General features: G+C 46.0%; 15 protein-coding genes and 2 pseudogenes. 12 read left to right on the top strand and 5 right to left on the bottom strand.

The annotated features are described in order from the left end of the window. Positions 1 to 13: 13 nt before the first annotated feature. Together IV45_RS02085 and IV45_RS02080 are read left to right on the top strand one after the other, a co-directional pair. Positions 14 to 280, top strand: coding sequence for a hypothetical protein (locus IV45_RS02085; protein ID WP_057740204.1), 267 nt, complete (start codon positions 14 to 16; stop codon positions 278 to 280). Next, the gene (locus tag IV45_RS02080) at positions 270 to 578 is read left to right on the top strand and encodes a type II toxin-antitoxin system RelE/ParE family toxin (protein WP_057740202.1); all 309 of its coding nucleotides are present in this window, start codon (positions 270 to 272) and stop codon (positions 576 to 578) included. The genes IV45_RS02085 and IV45_RS02080 overlap by 11 nt, the downstream gene beginning before the upstream one ends. Before the next feature lie 53 nt (positions 579 to 631). Here the strand turns inward: IV45_RS02080 and IV45_RS02075 are convergent, their stop codons facing one another. Both IV45_RS02075 and IV45_RS02070 read right to left on the bottom strand, forming a co-directional pair. Further along, a complete protein-coding gene (locus IV45_RS02075) occupies positions 632 to 1,972 on the bottom strand; it encodes an MATE family efflux transporter (protein ID WP_057740200.1) in 1,341 nt (446 codons plus the stop codon). Positions 1,973 to 2,274: 302 nt separating this feature from the next. Then, the gene (locus tag IV45_RS02070) at positions 2,275 to 3,126 is read right to left on the bottom strand and encodes a LysR family transcriptional regulator (RefSeq protein WP_057740198.1); all 852 of its coding nucleotides are present in this window, start codon (positions 3,124 to 3,126) and stop codon (positions 2,275 to 2,277) included. Positions 3,127 to 3,237: 111 nt separating this feature from the next. On the opposite strand from IV45_RS02070, the gene IV45_RS02065 reads away from it, so the two are divergent. The 5 genes from IV45_RS02065 (at position 3,238) to guaD (ending at position 9,175) form a co-directional block, all read left to right on the top strand. After that, on the top strand, positions 3,238 to 4,587 hold the full coding sequence (locus IV45_RS02065; protein ID WP_057740197.1) for a M20/M25/M40 family metallo-hydrolase: 1,350 nt from the start codon (positions 3,238 to 3,240) through the stop codon (positions 4,585 to 4,587). Between the two features lie 5 nt (positions 4,588 to 4,592). Next, the gene (locus IV45_RS02060) at positions 4,593 to 5,798 is read left to right on the top strand and encodes an MFS transporter (protein WP_057740196.1); all 1,206 of its coding nucleotides are present in this window, start codon (positions 4,593 to 4,595) and stop codon (positions 5,796 to 5,798) included. Positions 5,799 to 5,801: 3 nt separating this feature from the next. Next, on the top strand, positions 5,802 to 6,908 hold the full coding sequence (menC, locus tag IV45_RS02055) for an o-succinylbenzoate synthase (protein WP_057740195.1): 1,107 nt from the start codon (positions 5,802 to 5,804) through the stop codon (positions 6,906 to 6,908). A 203-nt stretch (positions 6,909 to 7,111) separates the two neighbouring features. Continuing rightward, entirely contained in the window at positions 7,112 to 7,699 is a 588-nt protein-coding gene (locus IV45_RS02050) for a L,D-transpeptidase (protein WP_057740194.1), read from the top strand. A 135-nt stretch (positions 7,700 to 7,834) separates the two neighbouring features. Next, positions 7,835 to 9,175, top strand: coding sequence for a guanine deaminase (gene guaD / locus IV45_RS02045; RefSeq protein ID WP_057740192.1), 1,341 nt, complete (start codon positions 7,835 to 7,837; stop codon positions 9,173 to 9,175). Positions 9,176 to 9,345: 170 nt separating this feature from the next. Here guaD and IV45_RS02040 read toward each other — a convergent pair whose 3' ends face one another. From IV45_RS02040 to IV45_RS02030, 3 genes are all read right to left on the bottom strand, one after another. Then, positions 9,346 to 9,774: a hypothetical protein gene (locus IV45_RS02040; protein WP_057740190.1), complete on the bottom strand. Its 429-nt coding sequence runs from the start codon at positions 9,772 to 9,774 to the stop codon at positions 9,346 to 9,348. A gap of 126 nt (positions 9,775 to 9,900) precedes the next feature. Beyond that, entirely contained in the window at positions 9,901 to 11,529 is a 1,629-nt protein-coding gene (locus IV45_RS02035) for a glycoside hydrolase family 43 protein (protein WP_057740189.1), read from the bottom strand. 101 nt (positions 11,530 to 11,630) lie between these two features. Beyond that, the gene (locus IV45_RS02030; RefSeq protein WP_057740187.1) at positions 11,631 to 12,506 is read right to left on the bottom strand and encodes an AraC family transcriptional regulator; all 876 of its coding nucleotides are present in this window, start codon (positions 12,504 to 12,506) and stop codon (positions 11,631 to 11,633) included. Positions 12,507 to 12,680: 174 nt separating this feature from the next. Here IV45_RS02030 and IV45_RS02025 point away from each other — a divergent pair, with 174 nt between their 5' ends. The 5 genes and pseudogenes from IV45_RS02025 to IV45_RS02005 all read left to right on the top strand — a co-directional run. Further along, positions 12,681 to 14,168 (top strand): MFS transporter, encoded by a 1,488-nt coding sequence (locus tag IV45_RS02025; RefSeq protein ID WP_057740185.1) that lies wholly within the window; start codon positions 12,681 to 12,683, stop codon positions 14,166 to 14,168. 34 nt (positions 14,169 to 14,202) lie between these two features. After that, positions 14,203 to 15,357, top strand: a pseudogene (locus tag IV45_RS02020) (beta-galactosidase); the annotation flags it as partial. Further along, the gene (locus tag IV45_RS02015) at positions 15,346 to 16,227 is read left to right on the top strand and encodes a beta-galactosidase trimerization domain-containing protein (RefSeq protein ID WP_338040599.1); all 882 of its coding nucleotides are present in this window, start codon (positions 15,346 to 15,348) and stop codon (positions 16,225 to 16,227) included. The pseudogene IV45_RS02020 and the gene IV45_RS02015, both read left to right, overlap by 12 nt. Positions 16,228 to 16,400: 173 nt before the next feature. Next, positions 16,401 to 17,579, top strand: a complete 1,179-nt coding sequence (locus IV45_RS02010; protein ID WP_057740179.1) for an ROK family protein — start codon at positions 16,401 to 16,403, stop codon at positions 17,577 to 17,579. Positions 17,580 to 17,728: 149 nt separating this feature from the next. Further along, positions 17,729 to 18,084: pseudogene (locus IV45_RS02005) on the top strand (xylose isomerase); the annotation flags it as partial.

The raw sequence follows: 18,084 nt of genomic DNA, 5'->3' as shown, positions 1-18,084 counted from the left end.
AGTGGTGAAAAGAATGAAATATAAACCAATTAAAGCACGTCGCCAAGGCACTTCGATGACCTTAACTATTCCTGCACCGTTTAAAGTCAGTGAGAATACTTTATATGAACCCAAGTTATTATCGAACGGGGCGATTCTATACAGTCCCATCGTTAGCAAAGAAGATATTGACCATGATCGCCAAATGATCGAAGAAGCATTTGCTAGTGATCATTTATTAAGCCCGGACGACATGAAGCAGCGATTTGCAAAATATGGGTGGGGCAAAGATGAAGATTAAATATACGGCTAGTTTTGCTGATTCTTTAAACCAAATAATCAGATATTGGCAAGATCAGTTGAAATTGTCAGATGAAAAGATTATTTCCTTCGTCGACCACATTCAGCAAAAAAACGATTTGTTAACCCGATTTCCTCGGATGGGAAAAGATATCACTAATCAGTATCAACTTAAGCGAATAACCTACCGTTTATTAATTGGTCACAGTTATGAGATCTTTTATCGAATTGACGGCCAAAATGGCGTAATCATCATTGGTGCCATTTTCTCTGCTCATCAAGTCAAAGTTAAGTTTTAAACGAAAGTGCCCTCAGAGTTGCTAAACCAACTTTGAGGGCGTTATTTATGCGCTTATTTTTTGCTAGGCAGCCGATCTTTCCAGTCAAGGACGCCGTGGTAAATCACAAATCCAATCAGGCAGGTCAGAATATCAGCGACAGCTTGAGACCAAACGATGCCGTGATAACCAACCCAAGCTTTCAGGATTTCCAAGACCAGCCAATAAATGATCCCTTGTCGGGAAATTGACATGATGAATGCGCCGGTGGCATTACCGATGGATTGAAAAACAGTGGTATAAACCATAATGATACCAACGACTGGGGTGGTAATGACGGTTGCTCTTAGCATGTAAGCACTGGCGTTGACAATTATTTCTTGATGCATAAACAGCGCTGAGACAGGGTGAGCGGCGATGATCAATAGACCACCGACAATAACGGCATAGACAATCTGGACCATAAAGTCAAAGCTGATGATTTCGTGAAGTCGTTGCCACTGATGAGCTCCATAATTGTAGCCAATCAACGGTTGTGCTCCAAAGGCAAAACCAACGATGACCAAAATCAAAACACCATAAATCTTTTGGGTGATCCCCATTGCGGCAACGATTGAAGCACCATAAACGGCCAATGAGGAGTTCAATAAGGCCATCCCAAAGGTCAAGGCGAAGTTAGTGATAGAACTTGGGATACCAATCTTAGTTACTTCCCAAATCATTCGGGGATTGAAGGTCAAGAAACGGATGTTTAAAGGTACATAGCGGGCACGATGGTTGATCATATAAACAAGTACGAGGTCCGAACAAATATAGCCGATCACGTTCGCTGAAGCAACCCCAGCGGTCCCCAATCTGAAGGCAAAAATGAAGATTGGATCCAAGATTATCGACAAAACAGTTCCCGCAACCGCGGCAATCATTGCTTGTTTGGCCAAACCTTCTGTACGAATTAAGTTTTGCGGAATAACGGACAAAATCACGAAAGTCGCACCGAAACTGAGGATCCGGTAAAAGGCGGCTGCTTGTTTGTAGGTACTGGCATTGGCGCCGAGCAGGTGAAGAAATGGTCGTTCAAAAACCAGTAGGATCACCGTTAAAGCAATTCCCATGATGATTCCGCCATAGATGCAAAAACTGTTGACGCGTTTAACCTGATCATAGTGCTTTTCACCCAGCAGACGGGAAGCGACGGAACTGCCACCCAAGCCAAAAATGTCAGCAATGGCAAGCAGCAGGGTAAAAAGTGGTGCCCCAATTGTGACCCCCGCAACTAGTTTAGGGTTACCGGTCTTAGCAATAAAAATCGTATCGGCAAGATTGTAGATCATTGTCGTAATCATGCCCATAACTACCGGTAGGGCAAGGGTGAAGTATGCTTTTTTAACTGGTGCTTTCGAAAATAATTCGTCCACAACCGAAACCTCCTTAAATTAAAAACGACCAGTGGTGAGGGAGATTACAAAGACATCCTCACGATTACTGGTCGCTTATGTTACTTTTTAGTATTTATTTTCAACAGCAATTATGATAACAAATTTTCGTTAAAATGCAAGTTGCTTTTTATTATCGATTGTATCCAGAAAAACAATGCAATTGGAATAAATGAATCTGACTTAGTGACACCCAAGATTTTAACATTTTGAGGGCAACTAGTGCCAGATCTGCTGTTTTGCAAAGACGCTGTGAGACCATATTTCATCTATATTGCGTTTCGTTATAGCTGCTGACAATAGTTTAGCAAAAGATTGCGCACGGTTTGCTGAGTTTTGGTTCTGGGTCCCAGCGGATAGGAAAGGTAGATATGACGCTGGAAACCACGCGTGCCGATGCGCAAGAGGTCCACTTTGTGATGATCGATCAGTGATCCCCAAGATAGTTTTGGTACTAAGCAGCCACCATAGCCTTCTTCCACCAGATGAAGAAGCAGGCTCCGATCGCCTGACCGCAATAGGTAATGCGGATGGATCCCCTGCGCATTCAGGTAGCTTTTCACCATCTCAGCAAATGGCGATTCATCAAGCTGCAAGAGCGGGAGATCGTTAAGTTCCCGTTGGGCAATTGAAGATTTACGATAAGTCCCTTTGCAAACGGCCAGGCAGACTTCTTCTTCAATTAGCAGATCATTGGCTTGGTTGGCAACAGGAGCAGGGACCAATTGAAAATCAAAGTGCTGCTCACCATTCTTTAAATCGCTTTGGATAATGTGGATCACAATACCTGGCAATTGGTCCTTAATGAGTCTGATGAAGGGAACGAGTAGGGGAGTCGTTTGCTGCATTTTAATTGTGATCTGGTTGTCGTTGGCCGGCTGAATTTTCTGAACGTTATCGCTCGCATCTAGCAACTGAGTCAGAAACTGCTCGGCAGCCGAGTAAAAGAAGCTCCCCTGACTGGTTAATATTAATTTTCGTCCCTGCTGAGTGAGTAATTTCACACCTAATTCTGCTTCTAATTCCCGAAGACTGCGGGAAATGGCCGGTTGGGAGACGTGTAATTTACGAGCGGTAGCGGAAATATTTAAACTTTTGCTGACTTCGACAAAGTATTTAAGTTGCGACAGATTCATATTTGCAATCCCTTCCATAAATATAGGTTATAGACCATGCCTAAATTGATATTGGTAATCAGAACATTATTAGAATATTCTAATGATAATCTAATTATAAGGGGTGAGCAAATGACCGTAAATGCTTATATTCAACAAAACCAGCATCGTTTTACTAAATACTTTGCGGAGTTGATTAGTAAGCGATCGCTCAGCGAGACCGGTGAGGGAATTGACGAAACTGTCGACTACCTAACCGACTTGCTAAAAACACTGCTGCATGCGGAAGTTCAAGTCGTTGAAACAGAAGGTAATCCAGTCATTTTGGCCACCCTGTCTCCAGGCAAGGCTCAGACTTACCTATTTTATGGCCACTATGATGTGCAATCAGTTGGCAACTTGCACGACTGGCGAACGGACCCATTTTCATTAACCGAAGAAGATGGCCGCTTTTATGGCCGCGGTTGTGGAGATAACAAGGGTCAGCTGTTAGCCCAGATATTAGGGATTTATACCTATCTGCAGCTGCATGGTGACTTGCCATTTACCCTGCGACTATTTATCGAAGGGGAGGAAGAAATTGGCAGTCCTCATTTACAGCCAACGGTCGCCAGTCTCAACAAACAATTATTAGCTGACGTTGATGATGTGTTTGTGATGGATGGCTCCTTCAGTCAATCAGGCAAGCATGTTTTGCGGTTGGGCAACCGGGGCGTTCTTGCTTTCCGCTTAAGCACGCAGGTTGCCGATCATGACTTGCATTCCGGTAATTTTGGCAATGTTAGTCGCAACGCCGCCTTAGAACTCTTGAATGCGCTGAACAAATTGGTTGACCCAAGCACTTATCATGTCAAAGTGCCAGGCTTCTACGACAAAGTTCAAGGCCCTAGTCAAGCCGAAGAACAATGGCTAAGCGAACTGCCAATGCCAACCGATGTTCCGTCGCCGCTCTTCAAAGACAAGCATGATTATTATCGTCGTTTGATGTTCATGCCGACGTTAACGATCAATGGCCTGACGAGTGGCTATCAAGGCGACTACATTAAGACCATTATTCCCCATCAAGCGTGTGCGGTGGTCGATTGTCGCTTAGTCGCCGGTCAGACTTGTCAGGAAGTTAAAGGCCTGATCAAAAAGGCTTTGGCGGATGAATTGGCAAGTGGCAGGGTTCAGCTGCATTTTTTGGCGGGACTTGATCCGACCAAGATGGACCCGCATCTTCCGTTAATTAGGCGGGTGCAAGCGGCCATTAAGAAGGGCACTGGCGACTGTCTGATTGAGCCGGTAATGCCCGGCAGCGTGCCTAACTACATTTGGGTTGACGAATTACACGTGCCGGTCTTTACCATTCCGTTGGCTAACTATGATCAGCACAATCATGCGCCAAATGAAAACCTGCAAGTTCAGGCTTTCTGGGATGGCATTAGTCTGATCGCCAACTTGTGTTTTGAATTAGGAAAAGAAAATACAGAAAGAGGGTAATCTTTATGGAAGAATTAAATCCAGCTAGCAATAAACCTAAATCCTATCGTTCCTTATCACTTGTCTTTATTGGCTTCATTATTTGTTTCATCGACCGTTCTGCCATGAACATTGCCCTGGCTTATGTAGGCAAGACGTTTACACTGACTCCTGCCCAATTAGGGGTGGTTGGTTCAGCCTTCTTCTTCAGCTACTCACTCATGCAAATTCCTGGCGGTTGGTTAGTTGACCGCTTCGGTACCAAGTGGATGACCGTAGTATCGCTGATTGCTTGGTCAGTTTTCACGGTTATGACTAGTTTTGCCTGGTCATTCACCTCACTGATCGTAATCCGGGTGCTCTTCGGGATCGGTGAAGGTTCCTACCCATCCGCAGCGATGAAGCAGGTTCGTCTGGCTTTCCCTAAGGATAAACGTGGCCAAGCCTCTGGGGTCGCAATTTCCTCTAACTACATTGGTAACGCGGTCGCTCCATTCGTTGTTGCACCGCTGATCGCCGCTATGTCCTGGCGTGGAGCCTTCCATTTCGTTGGTATCTTAGGTCTGGTTTATGTCTTAATCTACTTCTTACTCGAACGTCCACTGAATCAGGAAGTGCCGGATTATGAAACGGGGTCCAGTCAGGAAAAAGGTAAGTTTGATTGGCGAGTTCTTAGTTTCTCCGGAGTTGTCTTTGGCTTGAGTGTCATCACGAAGGGCCTGGATACTTGGATGCCAACTTACTTGCTGCAAGCACGACACATCAACCTGAAGGGCATCACTTGGCTGGTTCCATTGCCATCGGTCACTGCCGGTTTGGGGGCTTTCTTAGCTGGCTTCATCATGGTTAAGTTCTTCGCCGGCCACGAAAAATGGCTGATCTCCTTGGCTTCCTTAGTGACAATGTGCTTCATGTACGGCATGTTCCGGTCCCAGAGCCTGACCTGGATCATCGTCTTTGAGGTCCTGGCTTACTTTACTAAGTCGGTTGCCTTCGGGGCTTCATACGCATTCGTTGCCCAACTGATCTCCAAGTCAAATTACGGTGCTTCCATCGGTGTTGTTAACTTTGGTGGTCAAGTTGCCGGTTTCCTGGCACCTATCTTGATCGGTTTAGTGGTTCAAGCCACTCACAGTTTCACTGGCGCATTCTTGATGTTAACTGCATTTGCATTGCTGTCCTTTGTTGCCTCCTTAACGATCAACACAAAGCCAGCCGCAGAACGGGGGTAGAATATGAAAGTTACACAAGCACGGATGTTTAAAGTTGACCTGCCACTTCGCAATCCCTTCGAAGTTAGCTTTGGGGTGATTAAGTTCAAGCGGACGATCATTCTGGAATTGACCGATAGTGAAGGCAATCACGGTTATGCTGAATGTTCTGCATTTGATGTGCCATTCTACAATGAAGAATTTCGTGATGGCGCGTGGGAATTGCTGGATAAACAACTGTTACCAAAGGTGGTCGGCCATGAGATCGATCATCCGGATGACACGGAAGAATTGTTCAGCTATGTGCGGCGGAACAAAATGAGCAAGTCCTGTGTTAACTGTGCTCTGTGGGACCTGTATGCACAAGAGCAGGGCTTACCGCTGTACAAAGCAGTCGGCGGCAATAAGGAAAAGGTCGAAGTTGGTGTCAGCATTGGTGTCCAGGCTTCACCGGCAAAGTTGGTTGAGGTTGTCCGTGGTTATCTCGACACGGGTTACCACCGAATTAAGATGAAGATCAAGCCCGGTGCTGATTATGAATACATCAAAGCGGTTCGCGACGAATTTCCTGATGCCATGCTGATGGCCGATGCCAACTCAGCTTATCGCCTGAAGGACCTGCCGATGCTAAAGAAGCTGGATGACTTAAATCTGATCATGATCGAGCAGCCGCTGGAACCAGGGGACTTGGTTGACCACGCTCGACTGCAGTCCGAATTGAAGACAGCGGTTTGTCTGGACGAAAGTGTGACCTCGCTTGACGATGCGCACAAGATGGTTGAACTTGGCAGTGGCCGCATTATCAACATTAAGGTTGCGCGAGTTGGTGGATTAACTGCCGCCAAGCAGATTCAAGCCTACGCTCGTGACCACGGACTCGACTGCTGGTGTGGCGGAATGCTGGACTCCGGGGTTGCCCGGGCAGAGAACATTGCCGCAGCCACGCTTCCTGGTTACACCTTGCCCAACGATATTGCCGCTTCCACTCGTTACTATGATCGTGACATCATTAAGCCAACGGTTGAGCTGGATGGCACTTATGTTGATGCACCTCAAACGCCTGGTATGGGCTTTGAAATCGACTGGGATAACATGAAACGATTCACGGTTGCGTCAACAACATTGAAATGATGAATGAACTCTCCTTGCCTTATAAATGGTGAGGGGAGTTTTTTGTGAAAAATAAATATTTTCTTGTAATGAAAAGCGCTGCTAGTGAGGCGTTTGCCAGGACCATTTGTTCAATTTTGTGAGCTAATTGGTAACTATTTAGACAGAAAAGTAGTACATTATTACTATCAACTCATTTTTGAAATATCAGGAGTGAAAATCTGATGAATCGTCATTTACGTCAATGCGGAACCATGTTGCTGGCAATGATTTTGGTTCTGGCACTTTTGGTTAACCCGGCATTAGCCAGCAGCAAACCGCATAGCAAGCACATGCGCCGTCCAATCAGTTGGGTTAAGTCTTCTGAGACGGTTCCATATCCTGAATTGAAGGGCAAGCCCAACTTATGGGTGAAGGTCAGCTTGAAGGGTAACCGGACTTACGTATACAGTGGCAAGAAGCTGTTGTACACAATGTACAGTTCTGCCGGTGTTTACAAGAAAGACCCAGTGACCCACAAGATGAAGAGCGTCACCCCCACAGGCACCTTCCATGCTTCTAACATCCGCAAAGATAGGGTCTACAACCCGAACTTGAAGTTGGGTGCGAACTACTGTATCTCATGGAACGGGGATTACATGTTCCATTCAATCGTGACCACGAAAGATCCGCATCACTATATTAAGAGCTTAGCCAACAAGCAAGGGAAAGCCCCAAGCTCACCAGGCTGTGTCTGCCTCTCCATTGCCGACGCCAAATGGTTCGAGCATGATTTGCCAACCGGAACGAAGGTTGTTGTCGCAGATAATTAGTCAAATAACGAAAATAAGGCATCAGCAAGCAGCTGGTGCCTTATTTTATACTTTTGTCTAACACGAACAATTATGCATTTACTTAATTACTTGTTCGTTATACACTTAAACAAATCAGGAAAAGAGGTCCAGACAATGGCAGAGTTAACGATTCACGGAACATATTTCAGCTCCAAAGATCCAAATCACGTTCAAGCAGTTCAAGATGCGTTGATCATGATCGATTCAAAGGGGATCATTGCACGAATTCTACACCGCAAGGACCCTGAATATGCAAAACAGCTGCAGGTAGCTCGTCAACAGGAACGTTTAGTTGAACTTGGTGCTGATCAGTACCTTCTGCCCGGTTTCGTTGACTTACATGTCCATGCTCCCCAATGGCCGCAAGCGGGTTTGGCACTTGATCTTCCGTTGGCGAAGTGGTTGAATCATTACACTTTCCCCTTAGAAGCTAAGTTGAGCGACCCCACATATGCGCAGAAGGTTTACCAGGATTTTGTCCACAACTTATTGGCTAACGGTACGACCGCAGCCCTCATGTTCGGGACGATTCATTTTTCCGCGAATATGATACTGGCCAAGGAGTCGGTGAAGCAAGGTTTGCGCGGTTTTGTTGGGCAAGTAGTGATGGACAACCCAAGTACATCGCCTGAATACTATCGAAATTCTTCTGCTCAGGCAGCCTTATCATCGACGGAAAAATTTATCCATGCCGTTCGCGATCTGCAGACACAATCCGGACAGACCATTGAACCGGTCATTACGCCGCGGTTTGTCCCTAGTTGTACTGATGAGGCCCTGTTTGGTTTGGGCCGGTTAGCACATCAATATGACTTGCCTGTGCAATCGCACCTAAGTGAAAGCAATTGGGAACATGGCTATGCTATTGAGCGCTTTGGTCAACGTGACACCGAGGTGATGGATCATTTTGGCCTGTTGACTAAACGCGCGGTAATGGCCCATGGTACCCAGTTGACCAAAGATGATTGGCGCATTCTCCGGGAACGCCACTCCGCAATTGCCCATTGCCCAATTTCCAACATTTACTTTGGTAACGGTGTATTACCGGTCAAACAGTTACTTGCTTTGCATAATCAACTGGGACTGGGCTCCGACATTTCAGGTGGCTATACGCCGAGTCTCTTCCACAACGCGCGGCAGGCGGTCAAGTCATCGCAACAGTTAACTGATGGCGTTGATAATCAACTGCCAGCTGAAAAACGTGGGGTCGCTGGTTCGCGCATTACGATGGCCAACGCTTTTTATCTGGCAACTAGGGGCGGTGCTGCGGCATTGGGATTAAAGACCGGTGTCATTCAAGCTGGTTACGCTGCCGATTTACAGGTTGTCAAAATGCATCGTGCTTTAATGCCATTAAGCACTGCTGACATTTTTCAGCGCTTGATGTACCAGACCGAGCAAACCGATATAGAGACGGTTTTTGTCAATGGCCAACCGGTTTATCAACGTAACTAAAGGTGGGAGCGTGACAGAAGCTACTAATGGCTTCGTAGTCACGCCCCCGCGAGCAACAATAGGCTCCAACGTTCGGCTTTGCCAGAACGTTGGAGCCATTGTTGTACCGCCTGTTAACTTTCGATGTATGTAAAAGGGATGATGTCACAAGGGTACTTTTTATCTCGAAACTATTCCCGACTAGTTGCCTGGGTAATTTGGTTGGTTCGAACGTTGAAAAGATGGTGATCGATTAAGCTATCAATGCTTGGGTCAGAGTTCTTATCCTTCACGTAAACCCGGAAAACGTCAGGATCCGCGGTCGGGTGAACATAAATGTTGATCTGGCTCCGGTCAAGATGCTGTAGCTGAGCAAAGCGGTCCGCTACTTGTTCCACCGTTAATTGAGAGGATTGAGAAGAAGTGTTAGCAGCGGATGATGAAGCTGTTTGTGCCTTTTGAGATGACTCACTGGCTGCCTTGGACGAACTCTTAGCTTTTAAACTGGAATTTTCGGCTTTCAAGCTCGAGTTTTCCTTGCTTTGCTGACTGTTATTGCCACAGGCAGCTAAGCTTAGAGCGGCAACAATCGTCAGTGTAATCGTCGTTAACTTTTTCATTAATATTGCTCGCTTTCTATTAATCATGCTCGTCATTATAGCGCGGATTTGGCGTTAACACAAAAAGGAATTTCGTCACGCACATTGTTATTGTGGCGAAATTCCTTTCTTTTAGTTGATGATGAATTACTTTTCTTGATAGTCAAAGAAAGCAAAGGTGGCAGGGAGAGCACCGCCAGTCAAATCGGAGGCAAACATGCCCGTAAAGGCGCCGGTGAAGTAGGCGTGGGGACCATAGTTATCAAAGATATAGTCATCAGAAAGCTTTAAGGAATCAAAGCTTGGACCCAGGTCATGCCATTCTTGCCCATCCAGTGAGTATGAATAATGGTATTCAACCCCATCTTGAGTGGTGCGCAGGTAAACGTCCTTGTCAACTGGGAGGACAACCCGGCCTTTTTCTCCCAGTGGGAAGGTATAGTCTTCGGCGTCGCAACTGATGATTTCCAAAATCCGCTCCTGCCGATCCTGGTCGTAGGAAACATAGATACCTGTATAGTCTTTGGAGTCGTAATAATTAATCATCCCGGCCAATTGCTGGAAGGTCGTTGGCTTGAAGGAAAGTTTAGTCGTCGAGACGAAGTGGTAAGACTGCCAGCGACGTGCCAAGAGTGAGACGTCAAACAATGACGATGGTGCACAACGGCCATTCATTACCAGCCCCTTGCCGTTTTCAACATGAGCGAAGGACTTAAGCGGGTTCCGTAATGTTTGGAAGTTCGGGCTTGTTTGTCCCTTTGCGTAGTCAACACGTTCACTGTTGGACTTGATTGGTTGCGCAGGAGTGCCTGATACCGGTCCAGCAACTTTCAAGGATCCTTGCATGCCACCAACGACATGCGGCCATTTTTCTTGATCCCATTCAATCTTCTGAATGGCGGTTTCGCGTCCCAGTGAGCACCAGCCACGGGGATCAATGGCCGAATCGGTTGGATGGTGTTGCGGACGACCAGTCAGGTGGGCGATGTACCATTCCTTGTGGTCCGGCGTATCAATTAATGACGCATGGCCACTCTTTTGCAATGGGTTCCGGGCTGCATTCAAGTCCGACAGAATTGGGCCATCCGGTTGCATTTCGTAAGGCCCCAATAACGACTTGGACCGGGCAACGACTTCTTCATGGGCCCAGTGAGTACCGCCTTCAGCACAGAAGAGGTAGTAATAGTCACCGATGTGGTAGAGGTGAGGACCTTCAACTAAGCCATCCTTAGTACCCTTCCATAACAGGTGAGCTGGACCAACCAGTTTCTTTTCGGTGGTGGAGTATTCTCGAAGTTGGATGCCATAGAAGGAGTGCTTGTAACCACGGTAGTCCCAGACCATGTTGACTAAGTAATGCTTGCCATCCTGGTCATGGAACATTGAGGCATCAAAACCGTTGGCATTCAAGATGACCGGGTCAGACCATGGTCCATCAATGCTCTTGGCCGTGGTTAAGAAGTTAGGCGTGTCTTTGAAAGCGGCACGTAAGGACTTCACGTTTGAATAAACCAGCCAGAACTGGCCATCGTGATAAGACAGATCAGGTGCCCAGACACCGCCAGAATCGGGAACTCCCTGCAAGTCGAGGAGCTTGGTATTAGCCAGCGGCCGGTTAGCAATTTCCCAATTAATCAGGTTCGTGGAGTGATAGATCGAGACGCCAGGGAACCATTGAAAGGTTGAAGTTGCCAAATAGTAATCCTTGCCAACTCGTAACAAACTTGGGTCCGGATTGAAACCGTGCAAGACTGGATTAGTAATGTATTGTGTCATAATAAGGCCTCACTTGTTGATAAAATATCGAGTTAGTAGTTCAAATAAACTAACTTAATTATATAACAGTAAATTCATTAGCGAACAGAAATCTGCGCTCCCTAGTGAATGTGCTGCTGGTATGCAGAAGGCGACATGCCGGTCCACTTCTTGAACTGCCGGGAGAAGTTGGCCGGATTGGTGTAACCCAGGTCTTGAGCGACAGAAGTGGTGGTATTACCAGGCAGCGTCAGCAGTTCTTTGGCGGCTTCCTCCATTAAAGACGAGAGAAAATGCCGGGGACTAATCCCAAAGGCCTCCCGAAAAATGTGGTTAGCGTAGCTGTGAGAGATGTTAGTGTCAGCCAACGCCTTTTCGATGATGGTCGAGCTAGAAATCCCGCTTTGATCGGAGTGGTATAGGCGTTCGTTGAAGATGGATTTGATTGCCTTGTAAAACTTGATTGCCAGTGGATGGGCCCTTGACGTTTTCCCGTCGTCCTTGGCCTGAGTTGCCGTAAAGTCATTTAACAAGAGGAGAAAGCGACAGAGAAAAATTTGCGCACGTAGCTGAGAATCAAACAAGTCCGGCTGGTGGTTAAGCTGCATCAGTTGGCGGAAAATTGGCCAGGCGGTTGTAGCAAAGAGTGAATCATGTTTAAAAATAAACTGCTGACTATTTGCCAAGGCAACGTTGAAGAGGGGACTATCCAGGATGAAGTGGAAGTTAAAGTATTCAAGATCGCCCGCGGACTTGACCGAATGCAGTTGTCCCGGTTTGATCAGAATAATGTCACCCATTTTTAGTAAATAACTGTGTTTTTCGACAGTAACTTGTTCTTGTCCGTTCAAGACCGCAATCGTTTCGAAGGCTTGGTGGCTGTCGACAGGGCAACTCCAATCATCACTGACCCTCTGACTGTGTGCCCCAAAGAGAGAAACTTGCCAATCAAACATTGGATAATGAACGGCATTTCGGTATAAATCTTCTTGGCTCATAATTACGTACCTAAAATCAATTAACTAAGTTGAAAAATAAATTGAGTTAGTTTTGATAATAACCCAACCAATTATGATATAGCACATATTAATGCTTTTGCATATTATAAAGGTGTTTTGAAAGCGATTTCAAGACGTGCAATTGTTATTTTAATTTGTTACAGGAGGAGAAATATGGATAGTAAATTAACCAGCTCTCCGAAAAAAGACGACCGGCACAATGAGTTTGCCAAGGTCAAAATGATTGAAGCTGTCGCCTTTGGTTGTGGGAGTATTTTTCAAAATTTCGTGTTTGGGCTCTTAGGCTCGTATCTGCTATTTTACTTTACCAACGTTGACCAAATTGCATCGTATGCCGGTGCGGCAATTTTCCTGATTGTCAATTGGGTTAACGTTATTTGGGACCCAATTGTTGGGGTCATCATCGATAAGCGGAAGCCAAGCAAGCATGGTAAATATAAGCCATTGATTCTTGGCTGGGGGCTGCCAATGATGGCCTGCGCCGTATCACTGTTTATTCCGATCCCGAACTTCAAAGGAATTGTTTGGGTCGCCGGTGGTACTTACATTGCCACTAACTTGATCTACACCATGATTTCTTTGCCATGGGGTTCATTACTGGCATCCATTACCCGTGATAACGAATCAATGACGCGTTTGATTTCTGTCAACACACTGGTCGGGAACATCGGTTACTGGTTGATCGGTACCATCTTCCCAGTTATCGTTCAATTGATGTCTCCTGACAAGGTAGTCAAGAGTATCGGTTTATTCGGTATCAAGGCACCACTTGGTAACTATGGTATTCCAGCAGCTAAGCCAGCTTGGTTCAAGGCTTACCTGATTTACATGATTATTGGTTTCTGTGGAATGCTGTTCGCTTACTTCCGTGTTCACGAACGTGTTCTGCCAACTCAGAAGGAAACTGAAAAGATTCACTTCTCAGACTACTGGATTCAATTGAAGCAAAGCAAAGGTCTGCGTTACTTCTGCTGGTTCGTTCTGTGTGCATGTCTTTGGAACACGTTATCCAACGGTGTATGGCCATTCTTCATGCAATACAACATCGGTCACTCTGAATGGATCGCCGCTATCGGTACGATCGGTGCCATTCCTGGGATCTTCCTGGTTGCTTTATGGCCATGGTTCCGTAAGGTCTTTGGTAAGAAGGGCTTCTTCTACTTCTTCATCATCATGTTTATCGTTGGTGAACTTTTGCTGTGGATCTGGAGCATTACTTCACTGAAGAACTCACTTTGGTTAGGTTACTTAGCTTCCTTCTTAAAGAGCTGGGGCTTAACTAGTGCTACCGGTTACATGTGGCGGCTGTCACCTGAACTGATCACTTACGCCGAATACCACACGGGCAAACGGCCAGCTGGTATTATCAAGGCTTTGACTGGTTTGGTTTACAAGATTGGGACGGTTATCGCCAGCTTCTTGCCTGCCTTCATTAACGGTCTGTTCAAGTTCAACAGCAAGGCTCAGGTACAAACTCCACATGCTCTGTTTGGTATTCAAATCACCCAAATTTGGCTGCCAATCATTATCGCGGCATTGTCTTACTACTTCATGTCCAAGTATCCTCTGACTGATAAGGATGTTGACGACATGAACAAGGCCGTCGTTGAACGGAAGAATAAGGCTAAGCAAGAAAACTAATTATCGTCTTGAGTCACGATAAGGAGGTATATCAATGGCAGTTAATCTGCAGAAAATTTATTCGCACTTCATGTTTGGTGGTGACTACAACCCTGAGCAGTGGCCGGAAGATACATGGCAACATGATATGGACATGCTGAAGGATGCGCACATCAACGAGCTGACGTTGAACGTCTTTTCATGGGGCCTGCTTGAACCGTCGGAAGGCCATTACGACTTTAGTCTGTTGGATAAGGTTGTCGCATTGGCTGAGAAGAACGGCATGCAGATCATCATGGCAACTTCAACGGCTGCGCTCCCATTCTGGATGGTCAAGAAATATCCAGACGTTGGTCGGGTTGATCCAAACACGCATGTTCGGCAGGGGCCCGGCAAGCGTCACAACTTCTGCCCCAACAGTCCAACCTACTTGAAGTTTGCTCATGATTTGGTTGACCATCTGGCTGCTCATTTTGTCGGCCACGATTCAATTGTCGCTTGGCATGTGAACAACGAGTACGGCGGTTACTGTTATTGTGAACACTGTACGAAGGCTTACCAAGAATGGCTACAAAAGAAGTACAAGACTCTTGATCGTCTGAATCAGGCTTGGAATACGGCTTACTGGTCACACACGGTTACCGACTGGAGCCAGATCGAGCCGCCGACAGTCAACAACGACATTTATCCTTGGAATGGTGGAATGGCTATTTTGATGGCGGACACCATGGACTTCCACCGTTTCATGTCGGATTCCTTCTTGAACGAATACCGGATGGAATACGACACGATTCGCAAGTACTTTGCTGACACACCGATTTTCACCAACCTCGTGCAATTCAACGATGGTTTCGATTATCACAAGTGGGCTCAGTACCAGGATGTCATTGCCTGGGATGAATATCCGAAATACAACACGTCAGGCTTTGAAACCGGCATGGAGCATGACCTCTATTATGGTTTGAAGCGGCGTCCGTTCCTGTTGATTTAACAAACACCGACCCAGCAGGATTGGAATAAGATGTTGAAGGCACCTGGCCAGATGCGGATGCTTGGTTATCAGGCAATGGCCCATGGCGCTCAGAGTATGCAATTCTTCCAGATGAAGCAGTCATATTCCGGCATTGAAAAGTTCCATGGAGCAATCATCTCTCACTCCGGTAGGGAAGATACCCGCGCCTTCAAGGAAATCACATCAATGGGTGAAGAACTGAAGCGGTTGAGTAAGTCGGGCATTCTGCAGTCCGACAAATTACCATCTAAGGTTGCCATGATCTTTGACTGGAACAACTATTGGGCTAATGCTGAACTGAACGCAACTTCACGCAACTACATCAATAAACTTCTGGCTTACTACCAGGCCATTGCCCGGCAACACGTCAACATTGACTTGGTTGCACCAACCGCTGATTTGTCTCAGTACAAACTGGTTGTTGCACCGTTTATGTACATGGTGACGAAGCAAGACCGTGAAAACCTGAAGAGGTATGTCCAGCAGGGTGGCATTCTGTTAACCGGCGCTTTCTCCGGCATGGTCAACGAAAACGATAATGTTTACCTGGGCGGCTACCCGGGTGGCCTGCGAAAGTTGACTGGCATCTGGATTGAGGAATTGGATCACTTGGACCAGGGTAAGCATATTCCGGTTCGGATGGCTGACGGCGTTGTACAAGGCGGTGGCCTTGATGAAGTTATCCACCTAGAAAACGCTAAGGCGGTGGCTGTCTATGAAGGTAAATACTATGCAGGTACACCGGCTGTAACAGTCAACGACTTTGGCCAGGGTAAGGTCTTTCATGTCGGTACTTATCTTGACCAAAATGGCTTGCAGGCAGTAATCCGGAATGCCTTTTCTGCAGCTGGCATTACGGGTCATGCTCTGCAAGCAGCCGCAACCGTTGATTGTACGGTTCGGCAAAACGATCAGACACGGTATTACTTCTTTGTTAATACCACCCCAGCTGGTCAAGTTGTCGCCAATCCAGTTCCGGGAGCTCAAGACTTGTTAAGTGAAGAAAAGACAGGCAAGCAGATTAATTTGGGTGGCTATGGTGTTGCCATACTGGCGGTTGAACGTTAATAGAAATCTGTGACTGTTTAATTTGTTGGTTAAAGTGATATACTAACTTATGATAAAAAAATTAATTTAGAGTTATCACTAAATGCCAACGGTAACTAAAATGACTTTAGGCTGTTGAGAATGGACTCATTTTCAGCAGCCTTTTTTGACGAAGAAAGGGAGGCAGAAACTACATGGTCAGTAGTCGGAACTTATCACGAGTTACCAATCGTCAATTGATTATTCAGCAACTATTCAACCATTCCCAAACTTCACGGGTTGAATTAGCACGAATCTTAAAACTAAATAAATCCACTGTCTCTTCCATTTATAACGAGCTTAACAAATCGGGCTTGATTAAATCGCTCGGTCTGGGTGAGTCGACCAACAGTGGTGGCCGGCGTCCCCATTTGATTACTTTGAACAAGCAGTACGGCTGGGTTGCCTGTTTTGATATCGGTGGTTATGGTTTGCGTTCTTTGGTTACCTATTTAAATGGGGAGATGATCCAGGTTGCTGAAAAGTCACTGGACACGATCAACGTGCGTGAATTATTGAAAGAGATTGACCGGATGATGGAGAACTTCCTGGCTAGCGATGACACTGATCATGGCTTGTTAGGAATCGGTTTTTCGGTCCATGGGGTTGTTTACGAAAATAAGATCCAATCAACGCCATTTTTTGACTTTAAGTCGATTGACTTGCAGAAATACTTTGAGGATCGTTACCATGTGCCCGTCATTTTGGAAAACGAAGCCAACGCGGTGGCGGTATTTGAACATGACTTTGGCCGGGAAAACAACGTTGATGACTTGATCACGATCAGTATTCATGCTGGATTAGGGGTCGGGATCATTGTTGACGGAGACTTGTATCGGGGCTATCGTGGCCAGGCTGGTGAAATCGGCCGTCAGTTAGTCCATCGTCGTGGTGATACAACTGCTTCCTTAGTTAAGGTTGAATCCTTGTGTTCTGAAAAAGCCATTCTTGATCGCTTCCGGCAGATTAAGCACCGCCCTAATTATCAATTGAAGCAACTGTATTTGTTATACCAAAGAGGAGATACTGACACGGTTAACTTAATTGATAATGCAATCACCGTTTTAACGACGACAATCTATAATGCTGTTGTTTCATATGGGCCGCAGGTTGTCTACTTGAATTCGCCGTTGATGGAAAGTATTCCGGATATATTTAGAAAAGTTCATCACCGGTTGATTGATTTAAACATGAATGTGCCGATCTACGAAATTCGTGGTTCGCGTTATCCATCTTTGCTGGGTACATCATCATTAATCATCCATCACGTTTTGGGGATGGAGAATTATTCCTTAAAGTTCAAATGGCCTAAAGAGGTCAACCATATCGATTAATAAGGTTCCTTTCCAGTCAGCTTGACATTCAAGTTGCTGAAAAGGAATTTTATTTTTACTGGAAGGGTTTACAAATTCATGTTGAAGGATTATTCTTAAATCGTAAGTTAGTTGTTTATATAAACTAATATGAACAGGAGGACTCAATGATGAGTGATTTATGGAAAGGTATCGATAAGATCAAGTATGTAGGTCCACATAAGCACCTCCGTTCAGGACTGTATTACCAATACTACAACCCTGACGAAGTGATTCTGGGCAAGAAGATGAAGGACTGGCTGCGGTTTGCCGTTGCTTACTGGCACACCTTTGACCAGCGCCTGGTGGACCCATTCGGTGATGGGACCGCTGAACGGCCATACGACAAGTACAGCGACCCAATGGACCAGGCTTTAGCCAAGGTTGACTATGCCTTCGAATTTTACCAGAAGTTAGGGGTTCAATTCCTCTGCTTCCACGACCGTGACTTGGCACCAGAAGGCGACACCTTACGTGAAACCAACAA

Origin of the sequence: Limosilactobacillus secaliphilus (assembly GCF_001437055.1) — a bacterium.
GTDB lineage: Bacteria > Bacillota > Bacilli > Lactobacillales > Lactobacillaceae > Limosilactobacillus > Limosilactobacillus secaliphilus.
Note: the sequence above shows the minus strand (reverse complement) of the source record. Positions and strands in the feature narration are given on the sequence as shown.